The organism is Amycolatopsis sp. NPDC006131 (assembly GCF_040614175.1).
Lineage (GTDB): Bacteria > Actinomycetota > Actinomycetes > Mycobacteriales > Pseudonocardiaceae > Amycolatopsis_E > Amycolatopsis_E tucumanensis.
Genome location: NZ_JBEXTX010000018.1, coordinates 62,364 through 88,629, shown reverse-complemented (window position 1 = coordinate 88,629; position 26,266 = coordinate 62,364). Strand labels below are relative to the sequence as shown.

Below are 26,266 nucleotides of genomic sequence, written 5' to 3'. Positions count from 1 at the left end.
ACCCCGCCCCGGCGAACGCCTTCCGCACCTCGTCGGGGCCCTCGCTGAAGTGGGCGCCACGCTGCTCGGCGACCACCCGGCGAGCCGGGCGGCGCTGCGGGCCTGGTTGCGGGCGATCCCGCGCTGCTCGGGCTCTGGTTTGCACGGCGGGTTCACCGGGGTCCTGGCCGGGCTGCGCCTGGCCGCGCGGGTCGATCCCGCGTTGGGGCCACTCGCCGACCGGACCGCGGCACGGCTGGCGCCGGGCGGCGGCTGGCGGTCGCGCGAGGTCGGTTTCGCCGACTACGACCTGGTTTCCGGACCGGCCGGGCTGCTGGCGGTGCTGCCCGAGGCCGCGGCAGCACGGGAGCACCTGGCCGCGCTGGATGTGCCCGGCGGGTTCCGCATCGGCGGGGCCGCCCCGGCGTGGGCGCGGGGCGGGGTCGTGACTGGGTTGGCGCACGGGGTGGCGGGCCCGCTGGCCGTGCTGGGGCCGGGCGGGTCGCCGGATCTGGCGTCGTGGCTGGTCGATCACCAGGAGACAGACGAGCTGGGCGTGGTGTCGTGGCGCTCCCGCCCGGACGGCCCGCGGCGTGCGGTGGTGCGGCGGCAGGCGTGGTGCTACGGCACGCCCGGGATCGCGTGGGCACTGTGGACGGCGGGCGGCGCGTTCGCGGATGCCGGCCTGCGGGCGATGGACACACTGTGCGCGGCGTACGACGAGGAGGTCCACCTGAGCGACCACCCGCTGAGCCTCTGCCACGGCGCCGCGGGGGTCCTGCTGATCGCCGACGCGTTCGCGAGAAACTCCCCCGTCGGCGGCCCCTTGCGGGACCGCCTGCTCCGGTTCCTGCACGCACGGCTGCCCGAGGTGCTCGTGATGACGGACCTGAGCCTGCTCACGGGAGCCACCGGAGTGCTGGGCGCACTGCTCACGGTCGAGGGCGCGAATCGGGACTGGTTGCGCCTGCTGGCCCTGGCGTGATTTCAATTGCCGCGGCCCCACGGACCACCGCTACGCACCCCGCCGCGACCACAACTGTCGCAGCGTGAAGCCGCGTCCCGAGGGGTCCAGGGGGCGCGTCGCCTGCTTGAACAGGTACTCCGCGCGCTCGTAGGACAGCCGCCCGCGGCCCGTGTCCGGGCAGAGGTCCGCGGCGCGCCGCATGCGGGCCGGGCCGGGGCGGCGGTCCGCCAGGAACACCGGCCCGCGCGTGCGCCCGCCGAGCAGTTCAGGCAGCAGACGCGCCGTGCCCGAACGCCACGTCACCCACCGCGAACCCACGCGCGCCCGCCGGTCCGCCAGGTCCAGGTCCTCCACGTTCAGCGACAGCACCGGCCGCACCCCGGCGGCCGACTCGTGCAGCAACCGCCACAACGTCCGCTCCCGCACGGGCGCTTCCACCGTCCACAAGCGACGCAGCAGGTCGTCAGTCAGACCCGGTACGCGTGACCGGCTCTCCGCGCGCCGCTCCAAGCCGTCAGCCAGCTCCGGCCGCCCGGCCCACGCCCCGAACGACCGGACCGCCGACCGGTGCCGGTTCCACGTCTTCGCCGCCGCGTCGCCCCACGCGACCTCGAAGACGCCGGTGATGTCGTCCCCGGTCAGCGACTCCAGCGGCCGCCGGTCGCCCAGCGCCAGGCACAACCGGCGCAGGGTCTGGCCGTACGACCGCAGCGTCGAGGCGTCCAGGTCGTCCCGCGCCAGGAAGTCCGCCGCCGCCCGCCCCAGCGTCGCGACCGGCTCCGCGGGCCCCAGCTCGTCCGCGCGCCGCAACAGGAAGTCGCGCTCGGCCGTGTTCTTCGCCAGCGCCGCGGCCCGCGCGAACTCCACCCGCGCCTCGGCGCTCCGGCCCAGCTCCGCCAGCAGATCGCCACGCACGCTGGGCAGCAGGTGATAGTCCCGCAGCGTGCGATCGGCGAGCAGCTCGTCGGCCAGCGCGAGCCCGGCCGCCGGGCCGTGGGCGCGACCCACCGCGACCGCACGGTTCAGCCGCACGACTGGCGTGGGCAGCAACCGGACCAGCGCGTCGTAGAGCACCGCGATCTGCCGCCAGTCGGTGTCCGCCGCGGTGCGGGCCTGCGCGTGGCACACCGCGATCGCCGCCTGCAGCACGTACGGCCCCGGCGGGCCGCCGAGATCGCGCGCCCGCAGCATCGCGGTGAACCCGCGCCGGATCAGCAACGGGTCCCAGCGGTCCCGGTCCTGCTCGTGCAGCTGCACCGGTTCCCCGCGCGGCCCGGTGCGCGCGGCCGACCGGGACGCCTGGATCTCCATCAACGCGACCAGCCCGTGCACCTCGGCCTCGTCCGGCGCGAGCTCGGCCAGCAGACGGCCCAGCCGCAGCGCCTCCTGGCACAGGCCGGGCCGCATCAGGTCGTCCCCGGCGGTGGCGGAGTAGCCCTCGTTGAAGATCAGGTACACGACCCCGAGCACCGACGACAGCCGCTCGGCCAACGCGGCGCCTTCGGGCAGCTCGATCGGCACGCCCGCAAGCGTTTGCTTCGCCGCCGCGATGCGCTGCGCGACCTGCTGCTCGGTGGTCAGGAACGCGCGCGCGATCTCCGCCGCCGACAGACCGCCGACCACCCGCAGCGTGAGCGCCACCCGCTGCTCGGTCGGCAGCACCGGGTGGCAGGACAGGAACATCAACCGCAGGACGTCGTCGTGCTGAACGTCCCGCGGCTGCGCCAGCTCGCGCGCGAGCTGCTCGTGCCTGCGCTCCAGCCGCTCGGTCCGCCGCTGGTGGTCGATCGCGCGACGCTTCGCGGTGGTCATCAGCCAGGCGGCCGGGTTTTCCGGCACGCCCGACGACGGCCACTGCTCCAGCGCCGCGACCAGCGCGTCCTGGGCCAGCTCCTCAGCGAGACCGACGTCCCGCACCAGCCGCGTCAGCCCGCCGATCAGGTTCGCCGACTCCCGCTTCCAGACCGCGTCGACCGTGCCGCGGACGTCGGTCACCCGAAGACCTGGTGGATGCGGCTCTCACCGTCCCCCACGATCCGGCGGAAGCGGCGGGCCAGCTCGACGGCCTCCTCCTTGGAGCTCACCTCGACCAGCGCGAAGCCGCCCACCGACTCCTTGGCCTCGGTGAACGGGCCGTCGGTCACGGTGATCTCGTCGCCCGCCGAGGTCACGCGCGTGCCGGCCGGGTCGAGCCCGCCGGTCGCCAGCAGCACGCCGGAGGCCGTCATCTCCTCGATGAACTTGCCCATCTCGGCGAACAGCTTCTCGTCGGGCGCTTGATCGGTGGCCATCTGCATCATCAGGAATCGCATCAGCCCAGCTTAGCGGCGCATTCCCTGTCACATCACCCGGACGACGTGTGGATGACCCTCCAAGAAAGGAACCCCCGAGATGACCACCACCGCCCTCCGGCCCGCCGCGTCCCGTCTGACCGCGCTGGCCGTCGCCGGCCCGCTGTGGGCCACCGTCTCCCTCGCCCAGGCGGCCACCCGCGACGGCTTCGACCTCACCCGGCAACCGCTCAGCTTGTTGAGCACCGGCTCGCTGGGCTGGCTGCAGATCGCCAACTTCGTGGTGGCCGGCGTCCTCACCGTCGCCGGCGCGAAGGAATTGCCCGGCAAGTGGGCGCCCCGGCTCGTGCTGACGGCCGGCGTGGGCCTGGTCGCCGCCGGGGTCTTCCCGATGGACGCCGTCGGGTTGTCCTGGCACGGCGTCGGGCACATGATCGCCGGCACCGTGACCTTCGCGTCGCTGATCGCCGCCTGCCACGTGCTGGGACGCCGGTTCTCCGGTCGCGACGCGGTTTTGTCGCACCTCGCCGGCACGGCCCTGCTCGTCGGCGACGGCTGGGCGATGGCCGGCGGTCCGGCCGGTTCGCTCACGCTCGCCGTCGGCGCCATCGCCGCCATGCTGTGGATCTCCGTCGTCGCCGCCCGTCTCCGCTGAAAGGCAGTCCTGCCATGACTGTCACCGAATACCTCGAGAAGCTGCCCGCCGCCCAGCGCGAAATCGCCGAACGCCTGGTCGGCCTGATCGAGACCGCCCTGCCCGGAACCGGCTCCGTGTGGCACGGACACCCGGTGTGGAGCCTCGGCCCCGCGCCCGGCAAGCAGGCGGTGTGCCTGGTCAAGGCCTACCCCAAGCACGTCACGTTCGGCTTCTGGCGCGGCCAGGAGATCGCGGACCCGTCCGGCCGCCTGCAGCCGGGAGCGCGCGGGATGGCGAGCGTGAAGCTGCGGGAGCCCGGCGAGATCGACGAAGAACTGTTCGCCAGCTGGCTCAAGCAGGCTGCCGAACTCTGAGCGGAGCGCCGGGCGATCCCGCCCGGCGCTCCGTCACGTCTCCGGCCGGCACAGCACCGGGTTCGCCAGCTCGGCGCAGGGCCGGTCGCCGTGCGAGCGGACGATGTCGGCGCCCACCTGGTTCGTCAGGTACCGCAGGAAGCTCGCCGCGAGCGAGTCGGCCTTCGGTTCGCCGTAGGTGTAGGCGTACTCGGTCTGCCAGAACGGGTACACGCCGTGGTCGGCGCCCTGCACGCTCGCCTTCTGGCCGTCGATCCAGACGGTGCGCACGTCCGCCCGCTTCTCCGCGGCGCCCAGTTCGCTGTAACCGATCGCGCCCGGGGTGGCGGCCACGGCGTCGAGCAGCGACTCGGTGTCGTTGCGGCGGCAGCGGATCACGTCGGCGGCCGTGCCCGGGCGTCGCGGCTCGACGCAGTCGTTGGAGTTCTCCCCCGGCTCGATCGCGTCGAGCACCTGCTGCTCGAACGTCGTGCGTGTGCCGGAAAGCGCTTCCCGGTCCACGATCCGCACCTCCTGGTCCGCGCCGCCCAGCTCCTTCCAGTTCCGGACGCGCCCGGCGAACACGTCACGCACCTGCGCCGCGGTCAGGTCCTGCACCCCGGCGTCCGGGTGGATGACGATCGTGAACAGCAGGAACGCGATCGGCCGCGGCAGCAACTGCGGTGACCGGTCGCCCTTCACCCCGTCGGAAAACGCCAGCACGTCACCGCTCTTGGCCGCGTTGAGCCGTTCCAGGCCGTCGGTGCTGCCGCTCATCTCGATGGTGAATTTCGCGCCCGGGCAGGTGCGGCTGTAGGAGCCGGTGGCTTCCCGCACGACGGGGGCGAACGCGGTGGAGCCGGTGACGGTGAGCGATCCGGAAGCGCAGTCCAGCGGCGGCGGGTCCTGCGTGGCCAGCCCGATCACGAACGGTTCGGCCAGCGCGACCGACACCAGCAGGTACACCAGCACGGTCAGCCAGCGCGGGATTCCGGTGCGACTCTTGGTCTCCCGGATCGCGCCGTTGCGCACGCCGCCCTTGATGCCGGCGATCACCACCGGATCCGGGCACTTCTTCACCTTCGGCCCGGCGCGGTCGAGCACCGCGAGGACCTTGTAGTGCTGGCCCTGGTTCAGCGGCACCTTCGGCAGCTGGATGACGCCGACGTTGCGACCGTCGCTGTCGACGATGTTGTCCACGCCGAGACCGGAGTTCTCGCCGAAGTTCTCACGCAGGAAGTCGTCGCTCAGCTCGGTCACGACCATGCCGGCGACGCGGCGGTCCGGGAAGTTGATCTTCACGCCCGCCTGGACGTTGCTGAGGACGGCGTAGTCCTGGCTGTCGATGTTCGTCGTGCCGGTGTTCTCGATGCGCACCAGCACGAACGACGGGTCGGTCAGCGCCTTGCCGTCCTTGTCGTCCAGGCGTTGCAGCGCGCCCGCGTTCTCAGCCGCGACCTCCTGCCGCGCGGTGGTGTCGACCTGCACGCGGTAGCCGAGCCGTTTGCGCCCGACGAACACGAACTCCCACAGAAACGCGAACACCGGCACCACGAGCGCCAGCACCGCCAGGACGATTTCCCAGGGAAAGTTGGACAACCGGGCCTCCGCGCTGGGGACACAGGACGAGACATCCATCTTGTGCGAGCGCGAGCCGGAAGATCACTTCTCCCCGAGCTGTTCGGCAGTTGTTCACCCGGGCGTCAGCCGCATTCGACCGACGAGGGGGTGTCGTCCTCCGGCCCGGGCAGGTCGACGCGGTAGCCGTGGAGCATTTCGTGCGCCCTGCCGTAGAAGTCCGGGCTCTCGTACCAGGTGCAGGTGACGCCGGTGTCGTTGGTCCAGGACGAGATCCGGTCGGCGAGGTCGTAGGTGGCGAGGTCCCCGACCCGGTCCCCCGGTCGCAGGGCCAGACCGCCGCCGGTGAAGCCGTGGTCCCGGTACAGGCACAGGCTGCCCTGCGGGCAGTCGCGGCCGTCGAACGTGGAAACCTCTTGTGCCGCAGCGGTGGCCGGCACGAACGCGATCGCCAGTACGGCGAGGAACACCGATGCACGCATGGCTCCGCGATACCCGCATCACCCGGATCAACGCGCTCATCACCGCATCGAGCTAGGGTGCCGGGAATGGCAGACCCCTACGGCTCGTTCGGACGCGGCTACTCGTCGGTGCGGCGGCCGGATCCGCGGATCGCCCGCTAGGTGCACGCCGCGCTCGGTGCGGCCGCGACAGTGCTGAACGTCGGCGCTGGCGCCGGATCGTACGAGCCGGACGGCCGGGACGTGCTGGCGGTCGAACCGTCGGCGACGATGCTGTGCCAGCGGCCGCCCGGTTCGGCCCCGGCCGTGTGCGCGGTCGCCGAGCACCTGCCGTGCGCCGACCACCGGTTCGACGCCGCGCTCGCCGTGCTGACGGTGCACCACTGGCGCGACCCGGCGACCGGGCTCGCCGAGCTGCGCCGCGTGTCCCGGCGGCAGGTGGTGTTCACGTGGGACGTCGAGGTGATGGCGCGGTACTGGCTCGTCGGCGAGTACCTGCCGGAGATCGCCGAGCGGGAGCGCGGCCTGGCGAACCTGGACGCGGTGGTGCGCGGGCTGAGCGGCCCGGACCGGCGGGTGGTGGTCAAGCCGGTGCCCGTCCCGTGGGACTGCAGCGACGGCTTCCTGGCCGCCTACTGGCGACGCCCACAGCTACCTGGACGACGACGTGCGGGCGGGCATGTCCGGCGTGGCGGCGCTGCCGTCGGACGTGGTGCGACCCGCAGTGCGGAAACTGGCCGAAGACCTCAGCTCCGGCAAGTGGCAGCGCGGCCACCACGACCTCCTGGACCGGGATTCACTGGACGTCGGCTACCGCCTGGTGGTCGCGACTAGTGCCCCGAGTCGTTGATTCGTCGGCAGCAGGCGGCGAGGAAGTCGCCCAGGTGTTTTCGCCAACCTACCGATCAACGGCCGCCGGCGGGAGGGCGATCAGCTGAGCGCGCCCGCGATCCCGCAGATCAGCGAACCCAGCCGCGTGTCCGACACACAGCCGCTCGCCGGCTGGGGCTGCATCGGGTCCGGCGCGGGCGACGAGGACGGCGGGGTGGGGGTCGCCGGTGAGGTGGGTTCCGCGGGCGCGGACGGCGCACCCGGTGGCACCTCGGGCGTCGGCGCGCCCGGCACCGGGAGCCCGGGCGCCGGCACCGACGGCACCGGAACCGGCGGGGTCGCCCTGCCCGGCCGGTTCACCGGCAGGACCCCGCCGACCTGGACCGGCGCGGGCCGGGTGACCTCCGGAGCGGGCGGGACGACAGGAGTCTTGGCCGGCGGCGCGACCGCGGGCGGCCGGGCGCCGATCCCGAGCGCGATCGCCGGCGCGTCGTCGCTCAACCCGTTCAACCCGGGGCCCAGCGTCCACGCCACACCCGCCGCCACCACCAGCGCCGCCCCGGCGGTCCCGATCTTCGCCTTCACTCCCATGCGCGCAGTTTAGCTTGCGCCGCAAGGCTTTCCGAGCAGTCAAATAGGTTACACCCGGACCGCGGCGAACCGCTCGGCCGCATCCCAGAGCTCTCGCTCGCGCCGCGGGTCGTAGGACTCCGGGGACGACGGGACGACCGCGCCTCGGTCCACATAGGACCCGCTCGGCGCGTCGATCGCACCGAGGACGACGTCGGCGAGGAATCGGCCCGCGGTGGCGGGGCTGGTCGCCCACGGCGTCCAGGTCATCGCGGGCAGGATCCGGCGCACCGCGAACCGGACGACCGGATTGGCGTCGCGGGTGAGTCCGGTGCCGGGCACGAACGCCGGGTTGTACGCCACGGCAGCGACCCCTGGCGGCAGGCGCCGCGCGTACTCGTGCACCAGGTGGATGGTGGCCAGTTTGCTCGTCGAGTACGCGGTGCGCCCCGCGGCCGCGCTCGACGGGTCCGGGAAGGCGCCGGGCCGCGCGAGCACGTCCGGGGACTGCCAGACCGGACCGGGCACAAGCCCCAGGTTGTGGCGGAAGTCGCCGAAGTGGGTGTCGCTGGTGGTGATCACGACCCGCCCTGGGGTGGTGAAACGGTCCTGCAGCACGCGGACGAACACGTGGTTGGCGAGCACGTTGACCGTGAAGGTCGACTCGTACCCGTCCGGTCCCGTCGTGAGCGCGTTCGTGTGCTGGACGCCCGCGTTCCCCACGAACGCGCGCAGCGGCGGCAGGTCACCGCGGTCCAGCCGGTCGCGGATCGCGCTGGCGGCGTCCCGGACACTGCGCAGCGAACTCAGGTCCGCGGTCACCGTGCCGTCGCCGAGGTCCGTTCGCGCGACGACGACCACGTGCGCATCGGGGTCCCGCCGACGGATCTCTTCCAGGGCGACGCGCCCGATGCCGCGGCTGGCGCCGGTCATGAGGATCGTGTGGCTCATGTGACCACCGTCCCGCCCGCCGCGGAGATCAGCCAGGGACCAGCAGTACCCACGCTGATCCGGCGGGGAACGGACAGAATGGACCCGTGCACACCGGTTTCGGCAGCCTGCTGCGCGCCTGGCGCGACCGCCTGTCCCCGGCCGACGCCGGCCTGCCCGTCACGACCGGCCGCCGCGCTCCCGGCCTGCGCCGCGAGGAGCTCGCCCAGCTGGCCGGGCTGTCGGTGGACTACGTGCTGCGCCTGGAGCAGGGCCGCGCGAAGAACCCGTCGGCGCAGGTGGTCGGCGCGCTGGCGCGGGCGCTGCAGCTGTCCCGGTCCGAACGCGACCAGCTCTACCGCGCGGCCGGCCTCCTGCCCCCGCAGGACGGGACGGTGAACGTGCACGTGCCCGCGGGCGTCCAGCGTCTCGTCGCGCGCCTCGGCGACGTGCCGATCGGCGTGTTCGCCGCGGACTGGACGCTGGTCTGGTGGAACGCGACCTGGTCCGCCCTGTTCGGTGAACCGGGCACCGACCGGAACCTCGTGCGAGCGGTCTTCACCGGCGCCAACCCGCCGGTGCGGCCGGAGCGCGGCGCGGAGGCGTTCGCGATGTCGCTCGTGGCCGACCTGAAGGACGCCGTGTCCCGCTACCCGGCCGACGCCCAGCTCGACCGCCTGGTGCGGGAGCTGCGCCGGACCTCGGGCGCCTTCGCCCGGTACTGGGACACGCAGACCACGGCGGCCGTGCACGAGTCCGAACGCAAGACGGTCACGCACCCCGAGGTCGGCGACATCCTGTTCGACTGCGACGTGCTGCTGGTGCCGGGCGCGGACCTGCGGGTGGTCACCTACACGACGGCGGCGGGCAGCGCGGACGCCGGCAAGCTGGACCTGCTGCGGGTCACCGGCGGGCGTCCGCTGACCACGTCCTAGAGGTCGTCGCAGGCGGCCCTGGCTCGGTTCATCGCCGCGTCGAACTCCGGTCCGGACGCCTCGAAAGTCCGCGTGACGATCTCGAGCGGCGCCTTCAACGCGTCGGCGAGGGCCTGGTAGCGCGGATCCTGCTCGGCTGCCGCCGCCGCGAGCTGCGACGCCGCGCCCCACCGCTGGAAACCGGCGTACTGGGTGCCGGGATCGAGCGACGTGGTGCGTTCCACTGCCGCGCAGGCCGCCTCGGCGTCCGACGCGGCAGCGCCCGGCGCGGAGCCGATCCAGACCAGCCCGACGACTCCCGCGCCGACCACTAGCCCCACCACGAGGGCGGTCACGACGAGCGGCCACTGGCGACGCGACGGCGGGGCGGGATAGGGCTGGGCCATGGAAGTCCTTCCGCGGGCGGGCTGTCCTCGCATGGACGTGCCGCCACCGCGCCCGGTTCCGCCGCGCCGGGCGGGTCAGCGCACGGTCACGTTGCTCCGGTCCGGAACAGCGGCTCGTGACCGGCGGGCGCACGCGTCGCACGTCCGATCCGGTTGCCACGCCTTCGCCGCGGCACGCAGGGCACGCCGGAGACTGCGCGGCGAACGGACGGCGCCGGCCTCGTCGCGCAGGGGCGTGCCGAACACCTGGAGCCTGCGCTGCTTGCGCCCGCACGCGCACACCGTGCGGCGGTAGCACCGGAGCACAGCGGATCCGTTCGCCACCCGTACCCTGCCGCGCCAGATCATCCGTGCCCCCTCGTGTTCGTCGCTCCGGTGTGGAGACGGCGCACCCTCGCTCGGCATGTCGCCAAACGAACCGACACGTTCGGATGCGATCGGGGTCACAGCCCGGCGCGGTCAGGTGTGGCGGCGCCGCAGCCGCCGCCACGCCAGCTTGTAGGGGTCGACCTCGAGGACCCGCCCGGCGCGCACGTCCGTCCGGGCGCGGGCCAGCGCACGCCGGGCTTCCTGCACGTCGATGCCGTACTCACGGCACCGCGCGAAGAAGGCGCGCAACGCGTCGTTCCCACCCACCCGATGATGATCGTCCGCAGGGCCTTCCCAAAACGTTGATCAACTGATCGTGTCACCGACGATCGCGGTGCCCGCGTGCAGCGCCGCACGCGCTGGGCCTGCTCCCTGTGGAACCAGCGTTGACCGCGGTCCCGGCTCACCTCGACAGCCCACGCACACCGTGAGTAGCATCACCCTCGATGCGGGGTGGATCGCGCGAGGGGTGGTTCGGTAGTGGAGAGCCCGCCGGCGCACCGTCACGGCGACGAGGAACGTGAACGGACCACACAACCGGCGGGAGACGCGGTGTCCGCGGCGGTGACGACCCTCCTGACCCGCTGGCGGGCGCGCTCACACGAACTCGGCTGGCCCGCGGACCTCGACTGGGAGACCGACGCGGCGCCCGCCGTCGTCGAGGCCTGCCTGACCGGCAGCGGCCTGCTCCCCGCGCTGCGCGAACTGGCCGACCAGCGCCTCGGCTCGGCCGCCACGGACAGTGACTTCGAGCGCGACGTCGACGCACTCGCTTCGTGCCTGCCCGGGGCCACGCTGGGGCCCGCCCCCGCGGACCTGGTGGCGGCCGCCGCCCGCGCGGTGCGGGAGATCGTCGCCCGCGACGCACTCCTCGCGCACGGCACCGATCCCGTGACCGGGTTGCGGACCCGCTCCGCCTTCGTGCACGACCTGACCTCGCCCGGCTACGGCGACGTGGACCCGCACGTCGTGGTGGCGCGGTGGGAACCGGCGAAGGCGCCCTGGTCCGCGATGTCGGTGCGGACCACGATCGCCGACCACCTCCGGCCGCACCTCGGCCCCCGTGAATCCGCCGGATCCGTCGGCCCGTGCGACATCGCGGTGCTGGTGACGAGCCCGGAGCGGGCCGAGCAGCTGGGCGAACTCCTCCGCGGCCTGCCGGGAACGCCGACGCTCACGGTGTCGATCGCCGGGTGGCCACGGGGCGCCGATCCCGCGCGGCGGGCCGAATGGCTGCTCGACCTCTTCCCGTCCCTGGTGGACGAACCGCTCATCTGAGCAACTCGCCGAGGTCCCGCGCGCAAAAATGGAGTAGCGTTACCGTTTCGTGATAAGCGCCCGCCCGCGGTCGTGCCGTATCGGCTCGCCCAGCACAGCCGTTATCCGTAAAACCCGCCAATCACCCGTTGAGCGGACAGAACGCGAAATTATCCGCTCTCAGTAGTCCGAATTCACCCAATCGGTTCGCCAAACCTGTAGTTGCATTCTTCACCTGGAAGTGCATTGGAGGAGGGGCTGATGGGTGACACCGCGACGCGGGAGCTGGCCGGCATGTCGGACGACGATCTGCTCGGCGAAGCTCGTGGGGGTGATCGCGAGGCGTTCGCGGTCCTGGTGCACAGACACCAGGCCGCGGTCCTGAGATACGCGTGCTCGGTCGCCCGCTGTCCGGCGGACGCGCAGGACCTGACCGCCGACGCGCTGGTGCGGACGATGCTGGCGCTGGAGGGCGGCGGCGGCCCGGCCACCAACTTCCCCGCCTACCTGCGGACCACGGTCCGCCGCCTGGCCATCGACCTCGGCGCGCGGAACGGGCGCGCCGTCGCGGCGGGCCTGTCCCCGGTCGTCGTCGAGCCGAGGACGCCGCCCCTGGACGAGCAACTGGAGGGCGACCGGAACCTGGCGGACGCGTTCGCGGCCCTGCCCGCCCGCTGGCGCCGCGTCCTCTGGATGGTCGAGGTGCTCGGGCACCGCCCCCAGGACGTGGCCGTCGAGCTCGGCATCGCGCCCGCCGCCGCGTGCTCGCTGCTGTGGCGGGCGCGGACGGCGCTGCGGCGGCAATACGAACTCCTCGCGTCCCGCGATTCGTGACCGCCGGATTTCATCACGCGTTTCATCAACCGTCCGCATTGTCCGGACTCACCGGCGCAGGTATACCGGAAGAGAAAGCGTATTCCCGTCGACGGCCACGGAGGACCAACCCGGTGCGGATTTCGGTGCTGGGCAGCGGGATCGTCGGTCGCACCCTGGCCGCGCGGCTGGTCGAGCTCCGGCACCGCGTCGTGATCGGGAGCCGCGACCCCGGGCAGCCGCACATCACCAGATGGGTCCGCGCGGCGGGCGAACTGGCACGGGCCGGCACCTACGCGGAGGCGGCGCGATCAGCGTCGATCGTGGTCAACGCCACCGCCGGAACGGCCACTGTGGACGCTCTGCGCGCGGCAGGCGAGGCCGAACTCGCCGGCAAGGTGCTGATCGACGTGGCGAACCCGGTCAGCGACCCGGCGGCGGACCCGCCCCCGATGCGGACCGGCGAGCGCAGCCTCGGCGAGGAGATCCAGGCGTTGTTCCCGCAGACCAGGGTGGTCAAGGCGCTGAACACGGTGAGCCCGTCGGTGATGGTGAACCCCAAGCGCGTGCCCGGCGGGCACGTCGCGTTCCTCGCCGGCGACAGCAGGCAGGCCAAGACGATGGTGACCGGCCTGCTGCGTGAGTTCGGCTGGCCCGCGGACGCGATCGTCGACCTCGGCGACATCACCGGCGCCCGGTCGATGGAGATGCTGTTCCCGCTGCGGCAGCGGCTGAGCAGGTCCCTCGGGCACACCAACTTCAACCTCGGGGTCCTGCACGCCTGACGGCGCTAGGACGCCTGCCGCCGCTCGGCGTCGGGCTGCCCGGGCACGACGAGCAACCCCGCCCGGAACGCCAGGGCGACGGCGTGGGTGCGGTCCCGCGCGGCGAGCTTGCGCAGCACCCCGCGGACGTGGGTCCGGATCGTCTCCACCGACAGCAGCAGGCTCGCCGCGATCTGCGTGGTGCTGAGCCCTTCGGCGATGAGCTGCAGCACCTGGTACTCGCGCCCGCTCAGGGCGGGTCGCGGCGCGACCGGAGGTGGCTCCTCCCCCGCGATCTCCCGCGGCAACAGCAATCCCCGCAGCTGCCCGTCGACGTGGATCTGCCGGGTCGCTGCGGAGATCGCCTCGGTGATGCGCAACGGGTCGGCCGCGCGCGCGACCACCCCGCGCGCCCCCGCGCGCAGCAACTCGCCGAGGTGGGCGCGGTTCAACTGGCCGGGTTCCAGCAGCACCACCACCGCGACCGTGTTCCGCACCCCGGTCAGCAGCGGGATGAGCTGTGGCTGGCGGTTCACGCCCGCCCCGAGCAGGACGACGTCGGGGTGCGCGTGCTCGACCAGGCGGAGCAGGTCCGGCGCGGTGCCCGCGTGCCCGGCCCAGCGCATCGTGGTGCTGCGCCGGACCAGCGCGAAGAGCCCCTCGCGGAAGAGCGGAAGCGAGTCCGCCACCGCGACCCGGATGCCGGCTCTGCCGTGGACGGCGGAAGTCGTGGACAAGGTTGTTCCTCCTCTGGTTGCGGTTGTCAGCGCAGCAGCCGCCGGATCCCGGTGACCGGGCCGATCGCGTCGATGTCCGCGATCCGGACCGGCTCACCGGGGCGGGACGCGTGCACCGCACGCGACCCGTCGATCGCGACGGCGACGTGGCTGACGGGCTGGTAGTAGAAGACGAGATCGCCGGGGCGCACCTGGTCCCGCGGCACGGGGACACCCACCTCCGCCTGCGCTGCGCTCGTGCGCGGCACGGCCAGGCCGGCGGACCGGAACGCGGCCAGCACGAGGCCCGAACAGTCGTAGCTGCCGGGCCCCTCGGCGCCCCACACGTACGGTTTGCCGAGCTGTGCCAACGCGAACCGCACCACGTTCCCGCCATCGCCCTCCGCGACCGGCGGCAGCGCGTCCACCCGGCGCTGTTCGTCCACCCGGTTCTGGGCGTCCTGAACGCCGCGAAGGGCGGCGTCGCGCCGTGCTCCGGCGGCCGCGAGCGCATCGGCCGCCGCGGTGCGGGCGGCTTCGGCCTGTGCCAGGGCATCCGCGGACGTGGTGACCGCGGACTCGGCCTGGCGCACGGATTCGTCGGCCGCCCGTACCTCGGCGAACTGATCGGCGGCGACGAAATCGAGCAGGGGCAGGGCGGCCCGGTAGTCCAGCGGCGCGCGGTTGTCCAGCACCGCGAACTCCCGGCCACGGCGGAACTCCGCGGAGACCCCGGAGTAGAAACCGGCCACGCGCGAGCGGGCCGCCACGGCAGCGGACCGTGCCACGCGCAACGCCTCGCCGGTGGACCCGTTGCCTGCCCGCGCGGCCGACAGGTTCAGCTCAGCCGCGGCGAGTTCGGCTTCCTTGCCGCTCACTTCGCTCTGCACGGCGGCGAGTTCGTCCTGGGCGCGCCGGAGTTCCTGGTACGCACTGTCCACGTCGAGTCGCGGTGCGGCCAGTGCCGGCGCGGCCCCGAGCACGGCCGTCAGCCACACCACGACCAGCAGCGTCATCCTGACCACACCGAACAGACCGGCCGGCGCGGCGGATCCTGACGCGCAGCGGCGGATCAGGGCGGGAAAAGACCGGCCCGGATCGCGAGCGCCACCGCGTGCGCCCGCGACGACGCCCGCAACTTCGTCTTCGCCGTGCGCACGGCGGATCGGGCGGCGGCAGGGGTGAGACCGAGTTCGGCCGCGGTCTCCTCCGCCGTCATCCCGCGCGCGGCGCACTCCAGGACCGCGATCTCCTGCGCCGTCAGGCCGGTCACCCGGTTGCCGGGCGTCCGGGCCACCGCGGCGACCTCGGCGAGCGCGCCGAGCACGTTGCCCGGCAAACCGTTGCGGAGCAACGCCCAGCTGATGACGCCGTCCACGCCGGGCGGCGGTGGTGCGTCCTCGGCCAGCAGCAGCACGACCGCGGACGGCGCCGCCGCGCGGATCTCGCGGCACAGCGCGGGCACGTCGTCCACTTCGCCGTCGACGATCACGATGTCCGGATCGGACTGTCGCAGCGCGCGGAGACCCGCGACACTCGTGTTCGCGATCTCCCACCGCGGCGCCGGGCCTCCCGGCTGGGCCGACCGCAGCGCCCGCGCGCGAGCCGGGTCCTCCCCGACGTACATCGCGACGAGGGCGGCCGCGGGCATCCACCAACTCCTGTGTGTCTTCAAACCGGTGACCCGAGACTAGTTGATCTTGTGCGCACCGAGCGGGTGAACCGCAAGGACACTGTCAGTAGCAGTAAGCGCTTCCAGACGAACGCTCTTCCGCGGTGGTTACTATCCGAGAAGTGCACGACGGCAGCTCGCTCGACGAGTTCCCCGCAGAACTGCGCCGGATCGTCGGCGCGCAGGACTGGGACGAGCTGGAGGACTTTTGCGACCGGCACTGGCTGGCGTTGCCCGCGGACCTGGCCGCGACGCTCGTCGCCGCGCTCGGGTCGATCCCGCCCGAAGTCCTGCACGGCAGGCCGCGGCTGGTGATCGCGTGGCTCACCAACGCCCACGCGCTGGCCGGCCCCGCGGACGCGGAACTGCGCGCGTTCCTCCGGCGCTACATGGAAGTGGGTGCGCGGATGGCCAACGAGTTCGACCTGACCGCGGACGTCCCGCCCGCCACGCTGATCGCGCTGGGCACCGCGAAGCTCGTCCAGTTGCGGGGGCAGGGCAGCCTGGACGAGGCGGACGAGCTCGGCGAGCAGCTCGCGCGGCGGGTGGACGAACTCCGCCCGCTGCCGCGGGAACGGTCGACCTTGCGGCCCGGATGGCTTGCGCTGCAACGAGGTCTGACCCGGTCGCTGGCCGGTGACCTGGACGGCGCCACCACCCTCTACCAGCTGGCGCACGAGCAGGCGCGGGCCGAGCCGCTCACGCACTTCGCCGGGATCAACGCCGCGGCGAACCTGGCCATGGTGTTCGCGCACCAGGGCCAGCAGGAGGCGGCCGCCCGCTGGATCAAGACGATGCGGTCGTACCCGCCACCGATGCCGTCGGTCGCCTTCCTCGGCACCGTCGGGGCGACGATCGCCGAGGGCTGGCTCGCGCTCGACCGGCACGACCGGGACGGCGTGGCGGCCGCGCTCGCGGTGACCGGCGACGGCACCAAACCGATCGAGGTGTGGCCGTTCGTCGCGGCCCTGGTCGGCGCGGCCGCGCTGCACTTCGGTGATCCGGCGGACGGGCTCGACCAGCTCGAGCGGATCCGGATCAGCAGGCAGGCCACCGCCGGGCCGGGCATCGCGCAGCAGGTGCTGGACCGCGCCAGGGCCGACCTGCTGATCGCCGCCGGACAGGGAAACCGCGCGCTGCGGATGCTCCGGCGCGAAACGGCCGCGGTGCCGGCATGGCTGGCGGTCCCGTCGGCCCGGCTGCACCTGCTGGCGGGCGACCACCGGCAGGCCAGGGCGATCGCCGCGCGCAGCGTGTGGGACGCGGGCACGCCGCGCCGCGACAAGGCGCAGCTGCTGCTCGTGCACGCCGTGGCCGCGCTCCGGATGGGTGACCGGGAAGCCGCCCGCGGCGCCGTCCGGATGCTGTCCTCGGTCCGCGAGCCGGACGAGGTGGCGTCGCTGGTGACGCTGCCCGCGGCCGAACGCGCGGAACTCCTCGGCGAGATCGAGCTGACGAAGACCGCGGCCGCGCGCCTGGACCACGCGCGCCCGGTTTTCCCGGAGCGGATCGACCTGGTGGCGCTGACCAACCGCGAGCACCGGGTCCTGACCGAGCTGGCGCAGGGCCACTCGCCGCAGGAGATCGCCCGCAGCCTGGTCGTCTCCGTGGCGACGGTCCGCTCCCAGTTGCAGAGCGTCTACCGGAAGCTGGGCGCCTCGAACCGGGACGAGGCGATCATGCGCACGTACGAGCTGGGCCTGCTCTGAGCCGGGGTGGCGCACACTCGCCGGGAACACCGCCCGTCCCACCCCCTTCGACCCCAGAGCCGGACGGCGTCCGCCGGCGAGCTTCGCGGCCCCCCGCACCACTCAGACCGGGCAGGGGCCGCGGACATGACGCGGCGGGTCAGGGAGTTCGGCCGTCGCCGGTGAGGAACGCGGTGAGGTGCCGGGCCTCCTCGTCGACGGCGGTCCGCTCGGCGCGGGTGAAGCGGCGCAGCGGGGTGACGGTCACGGTGTCCGCCTCGACGGTCCAGGTGGCGGCGACGCGGCCGTCGACCAGCACGACGCGCTCACCGGCCACCGAGAGGTTGCGGTGGGCGTCATCGATGATGCGGCTGCGGTCCTGGTAGCCGAGGATCGCGTTGTCGAACGCGGGCAGGAACCGGACGGGGGCGGGTGTGCCGGGGTCGGGGCGTGGCGCGTCGGGCAGGTCGAGGAGTTCGCGGCCGTGTTCGTCGCGGAAGGCGACCAGTTCGTCGCGGATGGCGGCCACCGCGGCGGGCAGCCCGGCGAGGCCGCTCCAGGCGCGCAGGTCGGCCACGGTGGCCGGGCCGAAGGCGGCCAGGTAGCGGCGCGCGAGCGCCTGCCCGACGGGATCCGCGCCGTCCTCGGGGAGCGGCTCGACGTCGCGTCCCAGCCAGGAGGACAACCGGACGTTCTGGACGCCCGCCTTGGCGCGCCACAGCCCGCGCGGCGGCACCTGCACCGTCGGCACGAGTGCGGCGATCGCGAGTTCGCCCAGCGGGCGTGGCCCCGCGGACGGCCAGCGCCCGGCGAGCGCCCGCCCGATGTCGGCCATGGTGCGCGGCTCGTCACGGGCCAGCTCCGCCCGCGCCGCCGCGGCCACCTCGCCGGGGTCCACGCCATCCAGCTCGCGGCGGTAGACGCCGAACACCCGCTGGCGCAGCATCGCCTCGTGGCGGCTCCGCCAGGCCAGGACGTCGTCCGCCGTGACGAGGTGAATGGTGCGGCGCATGAGGTGCGTGCGGACGACCCGCCTGCCGGTCAGCAGCTCGTCGAGGGCGGCCGGCTGGAACCCCCGAAGCCGCGACCACAGCCCGACGAACGGTTCCTGGGGCTCCTGGGCCTGCAACCCGCACAGGTGGGAGACCACGTCCACGACCGGCAGATCGGCCCGCTCGAGGAGCAACTGGCGAGCCAACGCCGCCCGGTTGAGGGCCCTGCTGTCCAGAGTGGTCACAGTGCCCATGGTCGCAGGGGAAGCGGTCAGGTTGTGTCCTTTTTCAGGTCGCTTCCGTCAGCGCGGCCAGCCGGAAATCCACCAGTGCCACCGCCTCCTCGGCGGTGCAGCTGCCGACCAGGATCCACGTCGCGAGGCCGGCCGTCATCGCGATCAGGCTGTCCAGCTCCCGCCGTGCGCCGGGCAGCACCGCCTCCAGGCGCGCCGCCAGATCCCGCGGGATGTCCCGGGTGAGGGCGGCGATCTCCGGGTTCGTCGCGCTGTAGGACAGGTACGCGTGGTAGATCGCGGTGGTGCGGCGGCTCGTGTCGTCGAGGGGCAGCATCCCCGTCAGGCATGCCCGCACCACGGCCACCGGGTCCCGGCCCGCGGACGTGAGCGCCTCCCGCATCCGGGCCACGGCGACTTCGATGACCCGCTGCAGCCCGTACCGGACCATTTCGTCCTTCGTCCGGAAGTAGTACTGCACCAGGTTCATCGAGACGCCGGCCTGTGCGGCCACCCGGCGCAGTGTCACCGCGGGCAGCCCCTCGGCGACCGCGATGTCCCACACCGCCTCGGTGATCTCCCGGCGGCGCTGTTCGTGATCGACCCGTTTCGGCACCCCCGAATATTATAGTGCAAGTGCACCATAAAAACCTGGGGGTCGACGATGACCAGTGGTTTTCCCAACGAACGAAGCCGATCCCGCTACCTCGAGGTGTACGAGGAGCTGTCCGACTGGCCGGTCCCGGTGACCGAGCTGGCGGTCGAGACCAGCTTCGGCACGACCCACGTCCACGTGTGCGGCGACGGCCCGCCGGTCGTGCTCCTCCACGGCATCATGGTCACGTCGCTGTCCTGGCGGCCCTGCGTCGCCGGCTTGGCGCCCCACCGCCGCGTCTACGCGCCCGATTCGCTCGGCGAACCGGGGCGCAGCGTGCAGACCAGGCCGATGCCGGACGCGCAGGCGAACGCCGACTCGCTGGCCGAGGTGCTCGACCGGCTCGGCCACGACCGCGTGCACCTCGCCGGCGTGTCCCGCGGCGGATGGCTCGCGCTCAAACCCTCGTGCTCGGCGGGGCCATTGTCCTCGCCCAATTCGCGCACCACACGAGGGGCCTCGTGGTCGACGTCGAACGCGGTGACTCCGGTGACGCGGTCCGGCCGGCGCGCGGCGAGGTGATCGGGACGGTCATCGAGCGCCCCAGCCCACTGCACGACGCACACGCCCAGCGGGACCGGCTGCGCGCTCTCGCACCCGGGATCACGGTCGAGGTCGTCCCCGGCGGGCACGACCTGGACCTGCTCGACCCGGAGTTCGTCGTCGACCGGATCCGTGCCACGACCTGACCGCCGCGCCGAGGCCGAGCAGCACCGCGCACCCGATGGTCGCGAAGACCACCGCGAAGATCGGATCGTGGAACACGAAGGGGAGCGCTGTCCCGAAGGGCACGAGCCAGCAGGTGGCGACGACGAGCACGATGTCGCGAAGGTGCTCGCGGCTGAGCCGTTTCAGCGGATCCTCCCGTCGTGTCGCGTGCGTCAGTCCTGGCTCCGGTTGTGGTGGTGCAACCAGACCCCCTCCGCGCGCTCACTGGCCTCGGGATCGAAGTAGTCGCCGGTCTCGAGGTCCTCCAGCAGGGTCGCGTGCGTCGGCGCCCAGCCCAGTATCGCCTGCGTGTGCCGGCTGGAGACCGGCACGTCAAGGGAGAAGAACGTGGCCAGGAACGGGTTCCCGAGATGCTCGGCGGCCTGCTCGAGTGTCATCGAGGCGGTGGGGATCCCGAGAACCTGCGCGATCTGCTCCGCGACGCTCTTGATCGTGACGGCGTTTTCGCCCGCGCCGTGGAGCACGCTGCCGGCAGGAGCTTTCTCCAGTGCCAACCGGAACAGGCGGGCGGCGTCGGCGCGGTGGATGGCCGGCCAGCGGTTCGCGCCGTCCCCGATGTAGGCGGAGACGCCGGCCCTGCGGGCGGCCGCGATGAGCGCCGGGATGAACCCGTAGTCACCTGGGCCGTGCACGGTCGGCGCGAGTCGCACGACGCCGGCTCTGACCCCGCGATCAGCGAAGCTCAGGCAGGCCCGCTCACCCGGGATGCGGAACGCGGCGACCGAATCGGGATCCGGCGCGTCCTGCTCGGTGCTGACCCGGCCGGCCTTGGTCACCAACGTGCCCGAGGTGCTGACGAACGGTTTGCCGGACCCGGCCAGCGCCTCACCGAGCGCTTCGATCGCGGCGCAGTCGCGGCGGATCAGGCCGTCCGGATCGGCGTAGTCGCCGCCGAAGGCCATGTGCAGGACGCCGTCGGCGGCTTCGGCGCCGCTGCGCAGGCTGTCCAGGTCGTCCAGACTGCCCCGGTGCGGTGCGGCACCCAGAGACTCCAACCGGGCCGCCGCGGCATCCGAGCGCGCCAGGCCGGTGACGGTGTGGCCGGCCGCGACGAGCTCGGCGACGACGGCGGGGCCGGTCTGCCCGGTACCGCCGGTGACGAAGACATGCATGGAAACACCCCGCAGATAGTGCCAGTGACTGACACTACGGTACGCGTAGCGCCAGTCACTGACGCAACGTGACGCCAGTCACTGACGTTATGCGGTAGCCTCGCGAGGTGCCACGGAGCGGAGCAGAAGCCCGTCGCCGCCTGCGACAGGCGGCCTTGGAGCTGTACCGGGAACGGGGGTTCGACCAGACGACCGCGGCGGAGATCGCCGCCAGGGCCGGGGTCAACGAGCGCACCTTCTTCCGGCACTTCCCGGACAAGCGCGAGGTGCTCTTCGACGGCGAAGCGGACCTGCGAACCGCGCTGATGCGAGCGGTGGCCGAGGCGCCCGAGGGGCTGGAGCCGTTCGAGGTGCTGCTGCACGCCTTCCGGGAATCCGCGCGGAACCTGGAGAACAACCGCTCGTTCTCCGAGCCCCGGTGGAAGATCATCGCGGTGACGCCGGCCCTGCGCGAACGAGAGCTGGCCAAGCACGCGTGGCTGACGGACGCGGTGGCGGAGGCGTTGCGGCAGCGGGGTCTCGGCGACGGGTTGTCCGACCTGGCCGCCCGCACGGGCTGGGCCGCCTACCAACACGCGGTCCAAGCCTGGATGGACGACCCCGCGCAGAGTCTGACCACGCACCTGGAGCGGGCGTTCGACGATCTGCGCGCCCTCACCGTCCCGTCGGGGCTGGCTCAGGCCGAGAGCTGACCCCGATCAAGCGCGACCCGCCCTCGACGCCGGGTAGGGCGCCGGGCTGGTGCCTCCCTCTGCGCAGCACCAGCCCGGCGACCAGGTCAATCACTCCACGGGTGCCCGGCGACCACCGAGTTACTCCACGGGTGCCCGGCGACGACGGAGTTGTTCCAGTCGTGCCCCGCCACCACGGAGTCGTTCCAGTCGTGCCCGGCGACCGCGACGAAAGCCGCCGCCGCCAGAACCGCCGTGACGATGCCCTTGATGCGCATGCCTTCCCCCTGACGAGTCGAGGTAACTGTCCCGCGCAGCGTCCCGCCACCGTGCATCACATCTGCATCACGGGCGCCCCGGCCGCCTCCGGCGAGTGGTTGTCTGGACCGCGCCATGGATTTTCGGGTACTGGGGCCGGTCCAGGTGCTGGCCGGAGACCGCCCGGTGCGGGTGTCGGGGCCGCGGCAGGAACGCGTCCTCGCCGCGCTGGTCCTCGACGCCGGCCACGTCGTCCCGGTGTCGCGGCTGGTCGAGGTGGTCTGGGACGGCGATCCCCCGGCGACCGCGGTGCGCCAGGTCCGCAACGTCACCTCGGCGCTGCGCCGCGCGCTCGTCGCGGCCGGGTTCCCCGACGACGTCCTCACCGCCACCGGCCCGGGGTTCGTCCTGAACCCGCCGGACAGCGACCTGGCGCGCTTCGAACGGCACGCCGCGGCCGAGGAGTACCGGGAGGCGCTGGCGTGCTGGCGCGGCCCGGCACTGGCGGGCGTCACCAGCCACGCCCTCGCCGGCGAAGTCGCCCGGCTGGAGGAAAAACGGCTGACGATCCTGGAAGCGCACCTGGCCCGTGCGGGCGACATCGCGGAACTGACCGCCGCGGTCGCCCAGCACCCGGTGCGCGAAGGGCTCGCCGCGTTGCTCATCCAGGCGTTGTGGCGGCAGGGACGCACCGCCGACGCCCTGCTCACCTACCGGCGCACCCGGGACCGGCTGGCCGCCGAACTCGGCGTCGAACCCGGACCGGCCCTGCGCGCCCTGCACGCGCGGATCCAGCGGGACGGCAGCGCGTGCTACCTGCCCTACCGGACGCCCGACTTCACCGGCCGCAGGCGCGAGCTCGACCTCGTGCTCGGCGCCTTGCACGGCGGGAACGTCGTGCTCGTCCACGGGATGGCGGGCGTGGGCAAAACGACTCTCGCGGTGCACGCCGCGCACCGGGCCGCTTCCCGCTTCCCCGACGGCCAGTTGTTCGTCGACCTCCACGGCTACTCGCCGGGCCGGGACCCACTGGATCCCGCGGCCGCGTTGTCGTCCCTGCTGCTCCAGGTCGGCGTCCCGGCGCCGCAGCACCCGGGCAGCCTCGACGACCGCGCGGCGTTGTGGCGGGCACGCACCTCCGGCCGGGCGCTGCTGGTCCTGCTCGACAACGCCGCCGGGGCGCACCACCTCCTGCCGCTGCTCCCGGGGTCGGCGTCCGTCGCGGTCCTCGCCACCAGCCGGCGCCGCCTCACCGCGGTCGACGGCGCGGTGCCGGTGCCGCTCGACGTCCTGCCCGAAACCGACGCCGCCGCGCTGTTCACCGCGGTCTCCGGACGACGCGACCACGGCGTGGCCCGGCTGTGCGGCGGGCTCCCCCTGGCGATCCGGATCGCCGCGTCCCGCGTGCGCCACCAACCCGGCCGGGCCGCCGAACGCCTGGCCGGCCGGCGATCGAGGCTCCGCGAGCTGCGCACCACCGACCGCGACATCGCGGCGGCGTTCGCACTGTCCTATCGCGACCTCGGCGAACCCCAGCGGTACCTGTTCCGCGTCCTCGGCATCCACCCGGGCCCGCTCGTCACCCCGGACGCCGCCGCGGCGCTGACCGGGCTCCCGGACACCGAACGCCTGCTGGACGACCTGTGCGACGCCCACCTGCTGAGCCGCCCGCACCCGGACGGGTACACGTTCCACGACCTGCTGGCCGAGTACGCCCGCGACCTCGTCCGGCCCGGCGAAGCGAGGGCCGCGCGGGACCGGTTGCTCGGCTACTACCGCGACGGCGGCGACACCGAGTGGCACGTCCGGGAACGCCCGAACCTGCGCGCAGTGGCCGAGTTCGCGCTCGCGCAGCGGTGTGAGGTCCACGCGTGGCGCATCGCCGACCACGCCGCCCAGTTCCTGCGTGTCCGGGGGCACCGGGACGACTTCGTCGCCGTGGCCCGCGCCGGGTTCGCGGCCGCGGAACGTCTCGGGGACACCGAGGCGTTGCTGCGCAGTCTCGACAACCTCGCCAACGCCCAGTGGGACAGCGGTGACCTCGACGCGGCGATGACCACGACGCGAAGACGTCTCCGGCTGGCCGTCGACGATCCGGCGGCCCAGGCGAGCGCGCTGTCCCGGATCGGCACGCTGCACGGGATGCGGGGCGACTACCGGACGGCGATCACGTACTACCGGCAGGCTCTCGACGTGCCGGCCGACGAGCGCCTCACCGCGCTGGTGCTGGGCAACCTCAGCCACGCGCAGGAGATCCTCGGCGACTTCGCCGACGCGCTCACCTCGATCTCCCAGGCCCGTGACCTGCGCGAACGCGCCGACGACCGGCACGGCTCGGTGCTCAGCGACGCGCAGTACGCCCACGTCCTCGCCCGGCTGGGACGGACGCGCGATGCCGTCGGAACCGTGTCCGAGGCCGTCTCGAGGGCCGTGCGGCTCGGCTACCCGTTCGGCGAAGCGTGGGCGCGCACGGACCTCGCGGACGTCCTGCTCGCCGCGAACCGGCCCGCCGAAGCCCGCGAGCACGCCGGACGCGCCCGTGACCTGCTGATGCACCTCGACCACCCCCTCCTGCTCGCCATGGCGGCCAACAGCCTGGGCGACGCGCACCACGCGCTCGGCGAGACAGCGCTCGCGCGCGAGTGCTACGGCCTGGCGCGGGAAACCGCCACGCGGGTCGGCTACCGGCGCGAGCGGGAGCGGGCAGAGCGCGGTCTCGCACGTGATCTCGGCGATACCGGCGTAACGGATCGCGGCCGTCGGCGACGAAGGCGGTGAATCGTGTCCGGCGCTCTACCGAGGGGGTGTGCTCGTGTCCGCATGGTTCCCCTCGCGCGCCAGAAGACGCGTGTGGACACTCGTGACGGCCATCGCGGTCCTCGCCGCGGGGCTGGCCGGGCTCGACTGGATCAACATCGGCGCGAACCCCCTGGGCGAGGTGGCGAAGGCGCGATCGGTCAGCCGGCTCCTGCAGCCGGAGGTGGGCGCACCGCCCCGGATGACCCGGCTCGCCGGGCACCCGCTGCTCGCCCACGACGTCAAGCTCGCCGACGTCACCTGCAAGCTCCCGCCGTTCGACACCCCGCCCGAACCGCTGCAGGCCTACTACGAGGCCGCGGTCGGGTGCATGGAAGCGGCCTGGGCGCCGGTGTTCGCCGCGCTCCGGGTGCCGATCCGGCCCGTCACGATCAACGGGGCGGACGACATCCCGCGCAATCTCTGCGGGCGGCCGTCCGCGGACGAGGCGGCCGCGATGTACTGCTCCGCGAACACCACGATCTACATGCCGCGCAGCCGCGTGCTGGTCCCCGGCGTCGACGCGCGGTACCAGCGGGCCATGGTGCTCCCGATCCTCGCCCACGAGTACGGGCACCACATCCAGTACCTCAGCGGCATGCTCCGGGCGGCCGAGCGGGCGCAGGACGACGCAGGCCACGGTTCGGCGGCCGCGCTGGAGACGACCCGCCGCGTCGAACTCCAGGCGACGTGCTTCGCCGGCCTGTTCCTCGGTGACGCCGCGCGCGGCGGATCGATCACGAAATCCGCCGCGGAAGAGATGATGGACACCTTCCACACCACCCTCAGCAGCGAAACGCACGGCTCGCGATTGAGCCAAGCCGACTGGGCGGACCGCGGCCACCGGACCAACGCCACCGCCCAGTGCGACACGTGGACCGCCCCGGCCGACGACGTGGGCTAGCTAGTTCCCAGTGCGCGCTGGGAAGTTCCCCGAAGGTGCGAACGGGCGGTCTCAACCTGCACGACCTCACCGCCGGAGCAGCGCCGCCATGGCTGTCCTCGAATTCCGGCGGTCACCACCTCGGCATCAACGCCACCCTCGACGGCACGGCCGGCGCAGCACGTTCGCCCCCACCCACCTGGGCGGGCAACCCGCCGTCTACACCAACGCCGACGGCGGAGATGTGCAGCCCTTCGCGGCCAGAAAGCCGCCCTCTACCAGGGCGAGGAAGTCGCGGCCATGGTCTGCGCGCCCGGCAGCACCTGCGACTACCCCACCGGCACCGGGCTCTCCGGCGCGGATCTCACCGACGAGCAGAAGCAGCTTCTCCTCAACCCGGGCCGAACGCCTACATCGAGTTCGCCAGTCAGCAGGGTTCGGCGGGCGCCGACGTCAACGGCGTGAACACCTCCGGCTGGGGCCACGTCCACACCATCTACCGCGACCCCACCAACGACTACGCGAACAGCGCCACGCAGCAGGAAGCCACCGGCGGCATGGGTGCCGGCGCCCCGCCGGCAGGCGGCACCCCACCCGCGGGCAACTGACGCCTCGACTGGCAGTACCTCTCCTGGTTGCGCTCCCGTACCCGGCGCCTTGACCTGCGCGCCCTGACGATCTTCGTGACACCACCACGCCAGCACCCGGGCCTAGATTGAACGCTGTTTTCCTTTGGTCAC

The 26,266-nt window shown here is 73.1% G+C and carries 30 protein-coding genes; 15 read left to right on the top strand and 15 right to left on the bottom strand.

The genetic code is table 11. The features are described 5' to 3' along the window. Positions 1 to 964 (top strand): lanthionine synthetase LanC family protein (locus ABZ215_RS12835; protein WP_354949587.1); only part of this gene is annotated, 964 nt, incomplete at its 5' end. Between the two features lie 30 nt (positions 965 to 994). On the opposite strand, the gene ABZ215_RS12830 is transcribed toward ABZ215_RS12835, so the two are convergent. Together ABZ215_RS12830 and ABZ215_RS12825 are read right to left on the bottom strand one after the other, a co-directional pair. Then, on the bottom strand, positions 995 to 2,941 hold the full coding sequence (locus ABZ215_RS12830) for a sigma-70 family RNA polymerase sigma factor (protein ID WP_354949586.1): 1,947 nt from the start codon (positions 2,939 to 2,941) through the stop codon (positions 995 to 997). After that, positions 2,938 to 3,258: a YciI family protein gene (locus ABZ215_RS12825; protein ID WP_354949585.1), complete on the bottom strand. Its 321-nt coding sequence runs from the start codon at positions 3,256 to 3,258 to the stop codon at positions 2,938 to 2,940. The genes ABZ215_RS12830 and ABZ215_RS12825 overlap by 4 nt, the downstream gene beginning before the upstream one ends. A 79-nt stretch (positions 3,259 to 3,337) precedes the next feature. Here ABZ215_RS12825 and ABZ215_RS12820 point away from each other — a divergent pair, with 79 nt between their 5' ends. Both ABZ215_RS12820 and ABZ215_RS12815 read left to right on the top strand, forming a co-directional pair. Next, entirely contained in the window at positions 3,338 to 3,892 is a 555-nt protein-coding gene (locus tag ABZ215_RS12820) for a DUF998 domain-containing protein (protein ID WP_354949584.1), read from the top strand. A 14-nt stretch (positions 3,893 to 3,906) separates the two neighbouring features. Next, positions 3,907 to 4,248: a DUF1801 domain-containing protein gene (locus tag ABZ215_RS12815; protein WP_354949583.1), complete on the top strand. Its 342-nt coding sequence runs from the start codon at positions 3,907 to 3,909 to the stop codon at positions 4,246 to 4,248. A 33-nt stretch (positions 4,249 to 4,281) separates the two neighbouring features. On the opposite strand, the gene ABZ215_RS12810 is transcribed toward ABZ215_RS12815, so the two are convergent. Continuing rightward, positions 4,282 to 5,826, bottom strand: a complete 1,545-nt coding sequence (locus ABZ215_RS12810; RefSeq protein WP_354713565.1) for a substrate-binding domain-containing protein — start codon at positions 5,824 to 5,826, stop codon at positions 4,282 to 4,284. A 104-nt stretch (positions 5,827 to 5,930) separates the two neighbouring features. Next, positions 5,931 to 6,287, bottom strand: coding sequence for a peptidase inhibitor family I36 protein (locus ABZ215_RS12805; protein ID WP_020417656.1), 357 nt, complete (start codon positions 6,285 to 6,287; stop codon positions 5,931 to 5,933). 141 nt (positions 6,288 to 6,428) lie between these two features. On the opposite strand from ABZ215_RS12805, the gene ABZ215_RS12800 reads away from it, so the two are divergent. Continuing rightward, positions 6,429 to 7,100 carry a class I SAM-dependent methyltransferase gene (locus ABZ215_RS12800; protein ID WP_354949582.1) on the top strand — a complete coding sequence of 224 codons (672 nt, stop codon included), beginning with the start codon at positions 6,429 to 6,431 and terminating at the stop codon, positions 7,098 to 7,100. A 96-nt stretch (positions 7,101 to 7,196) separates the two neighbouring features. Here the strand turns inward: ABZ215_RS12800 and ABZ215_RS12795 are convergent, their stop codons facing one another. Together ABZ215_RS12795 and ABZ215_RS12790 are read right to left on the bottom strand one after the other, a co-directional pair. Continuing rightward, positions 7,197 to 7,688, bottom strand: a complete 492-nt coding sequence (locus ABZ215_RS12795) for a hypothetical protein (protein WP_354949581.1) — start codon at positions 7,686 to 7,688, stop codon at positions 7,197 to 7,199. A gap of 48 nt (positions 7,689 to 7,736) precedes the next feature. Then, complete coding sequence (locus ABZ215_RS12790) at positions 7,737 to 8,618, bottom strand: SDR family NAD(P)-dependent oxidoreductase (protein ID WP_354949580.1); 882 nt, start codon at positions 8,616 to 8,618, stop codon at positions 7,737 to 7,739. A gap of 86 nt (positions 8,619 to 8,704) precedes the next feature. Here ABZ215_RS12790 and ABZ215_RS12785 point away from each other — a divergent pair, with 86 nt between their 5' ends. Next, complete coding sequence (locus tag ABZ215_RS12785; protein WP_354949579.1) at positions 8,705 to 9,532, top strand: helix-turn-helix transcriptional regulator; 828 nt, start codon at positions 8,705 to 8,707, stop codon at positions 9,530 to 9,532. Here ABZ215_RS12785 and ABZ215_RS12780 read toward each other — a convergent pair. Together ABZ215_RS12780 and ABZ215_RS12775 are read right to left on the bottom strand one after the other, a co-directional pair. After that, a complete protein-coding gene (locus tag ABZ215_RS12780; RefSeq protein ID WP_354949578.1) occupies positions 9,529 to 9,918 on the bottom strand; it encodes a hypothetical protein in 390 nt (129 codons plus the stop codon). The two genes, ABZ215_RS12785 and ABZ215_RS12780, sit on opposite strands and share 4 nt — an antisense overlap. Positions 9,919 to 10,377: 459 nt before the next feature. Continuing rightward, entirely contained in the window at positions 10,378 to 10,554 is a 177-nt protein-coding gene (locus ABZ215_RS12775; protein ID WP_020417649.1) for a hypothetical protein, read from the bottom strand. 297 nt (positions 10,555 to 10,851) lie between these two features. Here ABZ215_RS12775 and ABZ215_RS12770 point away from each other — a divergent pair, with 297 nt between their 5' ends. The 3 genes from ABZ215_RS12770 to ABZ215_RS12760 all read left to right on the top strand — a co-directional run bounded on the left by ABZ215_RS12770 (position 10,852) and on the right by ABZ215_RS12760 (position 13,142). Then, a complete protein-coding gene (locus ABZ215_RS12770) occupies positions 10,852 to 11,565 on the top strand; it encodes a hypothetical protein (RefSeq protein WP_354713552.1) in 714 nt (237 codons plus the stop codon). A gap of 240 nt (positions 11,566 to 11,805) precedes the next feature. Beyond that, a complete protein-coding gene (locus tag ABZ215_RS12765) occupies positions 11,806 to 12,378 on the top strand; it encodes a sigma-70 family RNA polymerase sigma factor (RefSeq protein WP_020417647.1) in 573 nt (190 codons plus the stop codon). Positions 12,379 to 12,491: 113 nt separating this feature from the next. Next, the gene (locus ABZ215_RS12760) at positions 12,492 to 13,142 is read left to right on the top strand and encodes an NAD(P)-binding domain-containing protein (RefSeq protein WP_020417646.1); all 651 of its coding nucleotides are present in this window, start codon (positions 12,492 to 12,494) and stop codon (positions 13,140 to 13,142) included. Between the two features lie 5 nt (positions 13,143 to 13,147). Here the strand turns inward: ABZ215_RS12760 and ABZ215_RS12755 are convergent, their stop codons facing one another. The 3 genes from ABZ215_RS12755 to ABZ215_RS12745 are packed head-to-tail and all read right to left on the bottom strand — an operon-like array spanning position 13,148 to position 15,488. Further along, on the bottom strand, positions 13,148 to 13,858 hold the full coding sequence (locus tag ABZ215_RS12755; protein WP_237337759.1) for a response regulator transcription factor: 711 nt from the start codon (positions 13,856 to 13,858) through the stop codon (positions 13,148 to 13,150). 26 nt (positions 13,859 to 13,884) lie between these two features. After that, positions 13,885 to 14,853, bottom strand: a complete 969-nt coding sequence (locus tag ABZ215_RS12750; protein ID WP_354949577.1) for a C40 family peptidase — start codon at positions 14,851 to 14,853, stop codon at positions 13,885 to 13,887. Between the two features lie 56 nt (positions 14,854 to 14,909). Further along, complete coding sequence (locus ABZ215_RS12745) at positions 14,910 to 15,488, bottom strand: LuxR C-terminal-related transcriptional regulator (protein ID WP_354949576.1); 579 nt, start codon at positions 15,486 to 15,488, stop codon at positions 14,910 to 14,912. A 143-nt stretch (positions 15,489 to 15,631) separates the two neighbouring features. On the opposite strand from ABZ215_RS12745, the gene ABZ215_RS12740 reads away from it, so the two are divergent. Then, the gene (locus ABZ215_RS12740) at positions 15,632 to 17,218 is read left to right on the top strand and encodes a LuxR C-terminal-related transcriptional regulator (RefSeq protein WP_354949575.1); all 1,587 of its coding nucleotides are present in this window, start codon (positions 15,632 to 15,634) and stop codon (positions 17,216 to 17,218) included. A gap of 139 nt (positions 17,219 to 17,357) precedes the next feature. On the opposite strand, the gene ABZ215_RS12735 is transcribed toward ABZ215_RS12740, so the two are convergent. Beyond that, positions 17,358 to 18,443: a winged helix DNA-binding domain-containing protein gene (locus ABZ215_RS12735; RefSeq protein ID WP_354949574.1), complete on the bottom strand. Its 1,086-nt coding sequence runs from the start codon at positions 18,441 to 18,443 to the stop codon at positions 17,358 to 17,360. A 34-nt stretch (positions 18,444 to 18,477) separates the two neighbouring features. Next, positions 18,478 to 19,038 carry a TetR/AcrR family transcriptional regulator gene (locus tag ABZ215_RS12730; protein WP_354949573.1) on the bottom strand — a complete coding sequence of 187 codons (561 nt, stop codon included), beginning with the start codon at positions 19,036 to 19,038 and terminating at the stop codon, positions 18,478 to 18,480. Positions 19,039 to 19,086: 48 nt separating this feature from the next. On the opposite strand from ABZ215_RS12730, the gene ABZ215_RS12725 reads away from it, so the two are divergent. Both ABZ215_RS12725 and ABZ215_RS12720 read left to right on the top strand, forming a co-directional pair. Next, positions 19,087 to 19,599: an alpha/beta fold hydrolase gene (locus ABZ215_RS12725; RefSeq protein ID WP_354949572.1), complete on the top strand. Its 513-nt coding sequence runs from the start codon at positions 19,087 to 19,089 to the stop codon at positions 19,597 to 19,599. Beyond that, on the top strand, positions 19,596 to 19,766 hold the full coding sequence (locus tag ABZ215_RS12720; protein WP_354949571.1) for a hypothetical protein: 171 nt from the start codon (positions 19,596 to 19,598) through the stop codon (positions 19,764 to 19,766). Before ABZ215_RS12725 ends, ABZ215_RS12720 begins: the two co-directional genes overlap by 4 nt. 192 nt (positions 19,767 to 19,958) lie before the next feature. Here ABZ215_RS12720 and ABZ215_RS12715 read toward each other — a convergent pair whose 3' ends face one another. Beyond that, positions 19,959 to 20,918 carry an SDR family oxidoreductase gene (locus tag ABZ215_RS12715; protein ID WP_354949570.1) on the bottom strand — a complete coding sequence of 320 codons (960 nt, stop codon included), beginning with the start codon at positions 20,916 to 20,918 and terminating at the stop codon, positions 19,959 to 19,961. 107 nt (positions 20,919 to 21,025) lie between these two features. On the opposite strand from ABZ215_RS12715, the gene ABZ215_RS12710 reads away from it, so the two are divergent. Beyond that, on the top strand, positions 21,026 to 21,610 hold the full coding sequence (locus ABZ215_RS12710) for a TetR family transcriptional regulator (protein WP_354949569.1): 585 nt from the start codon (positions 21,026 to 21,028) through the stop codon (positions 21,608 to 21,610). An 86-nt stretch (positions 21,611 to 21,696) separates the two neighbouring features. On the opposite strand, the gene ABZ215_RS12705 is transcribed toward ABZ215_RS12710, so the two are convergent. Continuing rightward, positions 21,697 to 21,867, bottom strand: coding sequence for a hypothetical protein (locus tag ABZ215_RS12705; RefSeq protein WP_020417638.1), 171 nt, complete (start codon positions 21,865 to 21,867; stop codon positions 21,697 to 21,699). A gap of 115 nt (positions 21,868 to 21,982) precedes the next feature. Between ABZ215_RS12705 and ABZ215_RS12700 the strand changes: the two genes are divergently transcribed. From ABZ215_RS12700 to ABZ215_RS12690, 3 genes are all read left to right on the top strand, one after another. After that, the gene (locus ABZ215_RS12700; RefSeq protein WP_354949568.1) at positions 21,983 to 24,625 is read left to right on the top strand and encodes a BTAD domain-containing putative transcriptional regulator; all 2,643 of its coding nucleotides are present in this window, start codon (positions 21,983 to 21,985) and stop codon (positions 24,623 to 24,625) included. A 70-nt stretch (positions 24,626 to 24,695) separates the two neighbouring features. Beyond that, on the top strand, positions 24,696 to 25,547 hold the full coding sequence (locus ABZ215_RS12695; RefSeq protein WP_354949567.1) for a neutral zinc metallopeptidase: 852 nt from the start codon (positions 24,696 to 24,698) through the stop codon (positions 25,545 to 25,547). A gap of 440 nt (positions 25,548 to 25,987) precedes the next feature. Next, positions 25,988 to 26,134, top strand: coding sequence for a hypothetical protein (locus ABZ215_RS12690; protein WP_354949566.1), 147 nt, complete (start codon positions 25,988 to 25,990; stop codon positions 26,132 to 26,134). Positions 26,135 to 26,266 lie beyond the last annotated feature (132 nt).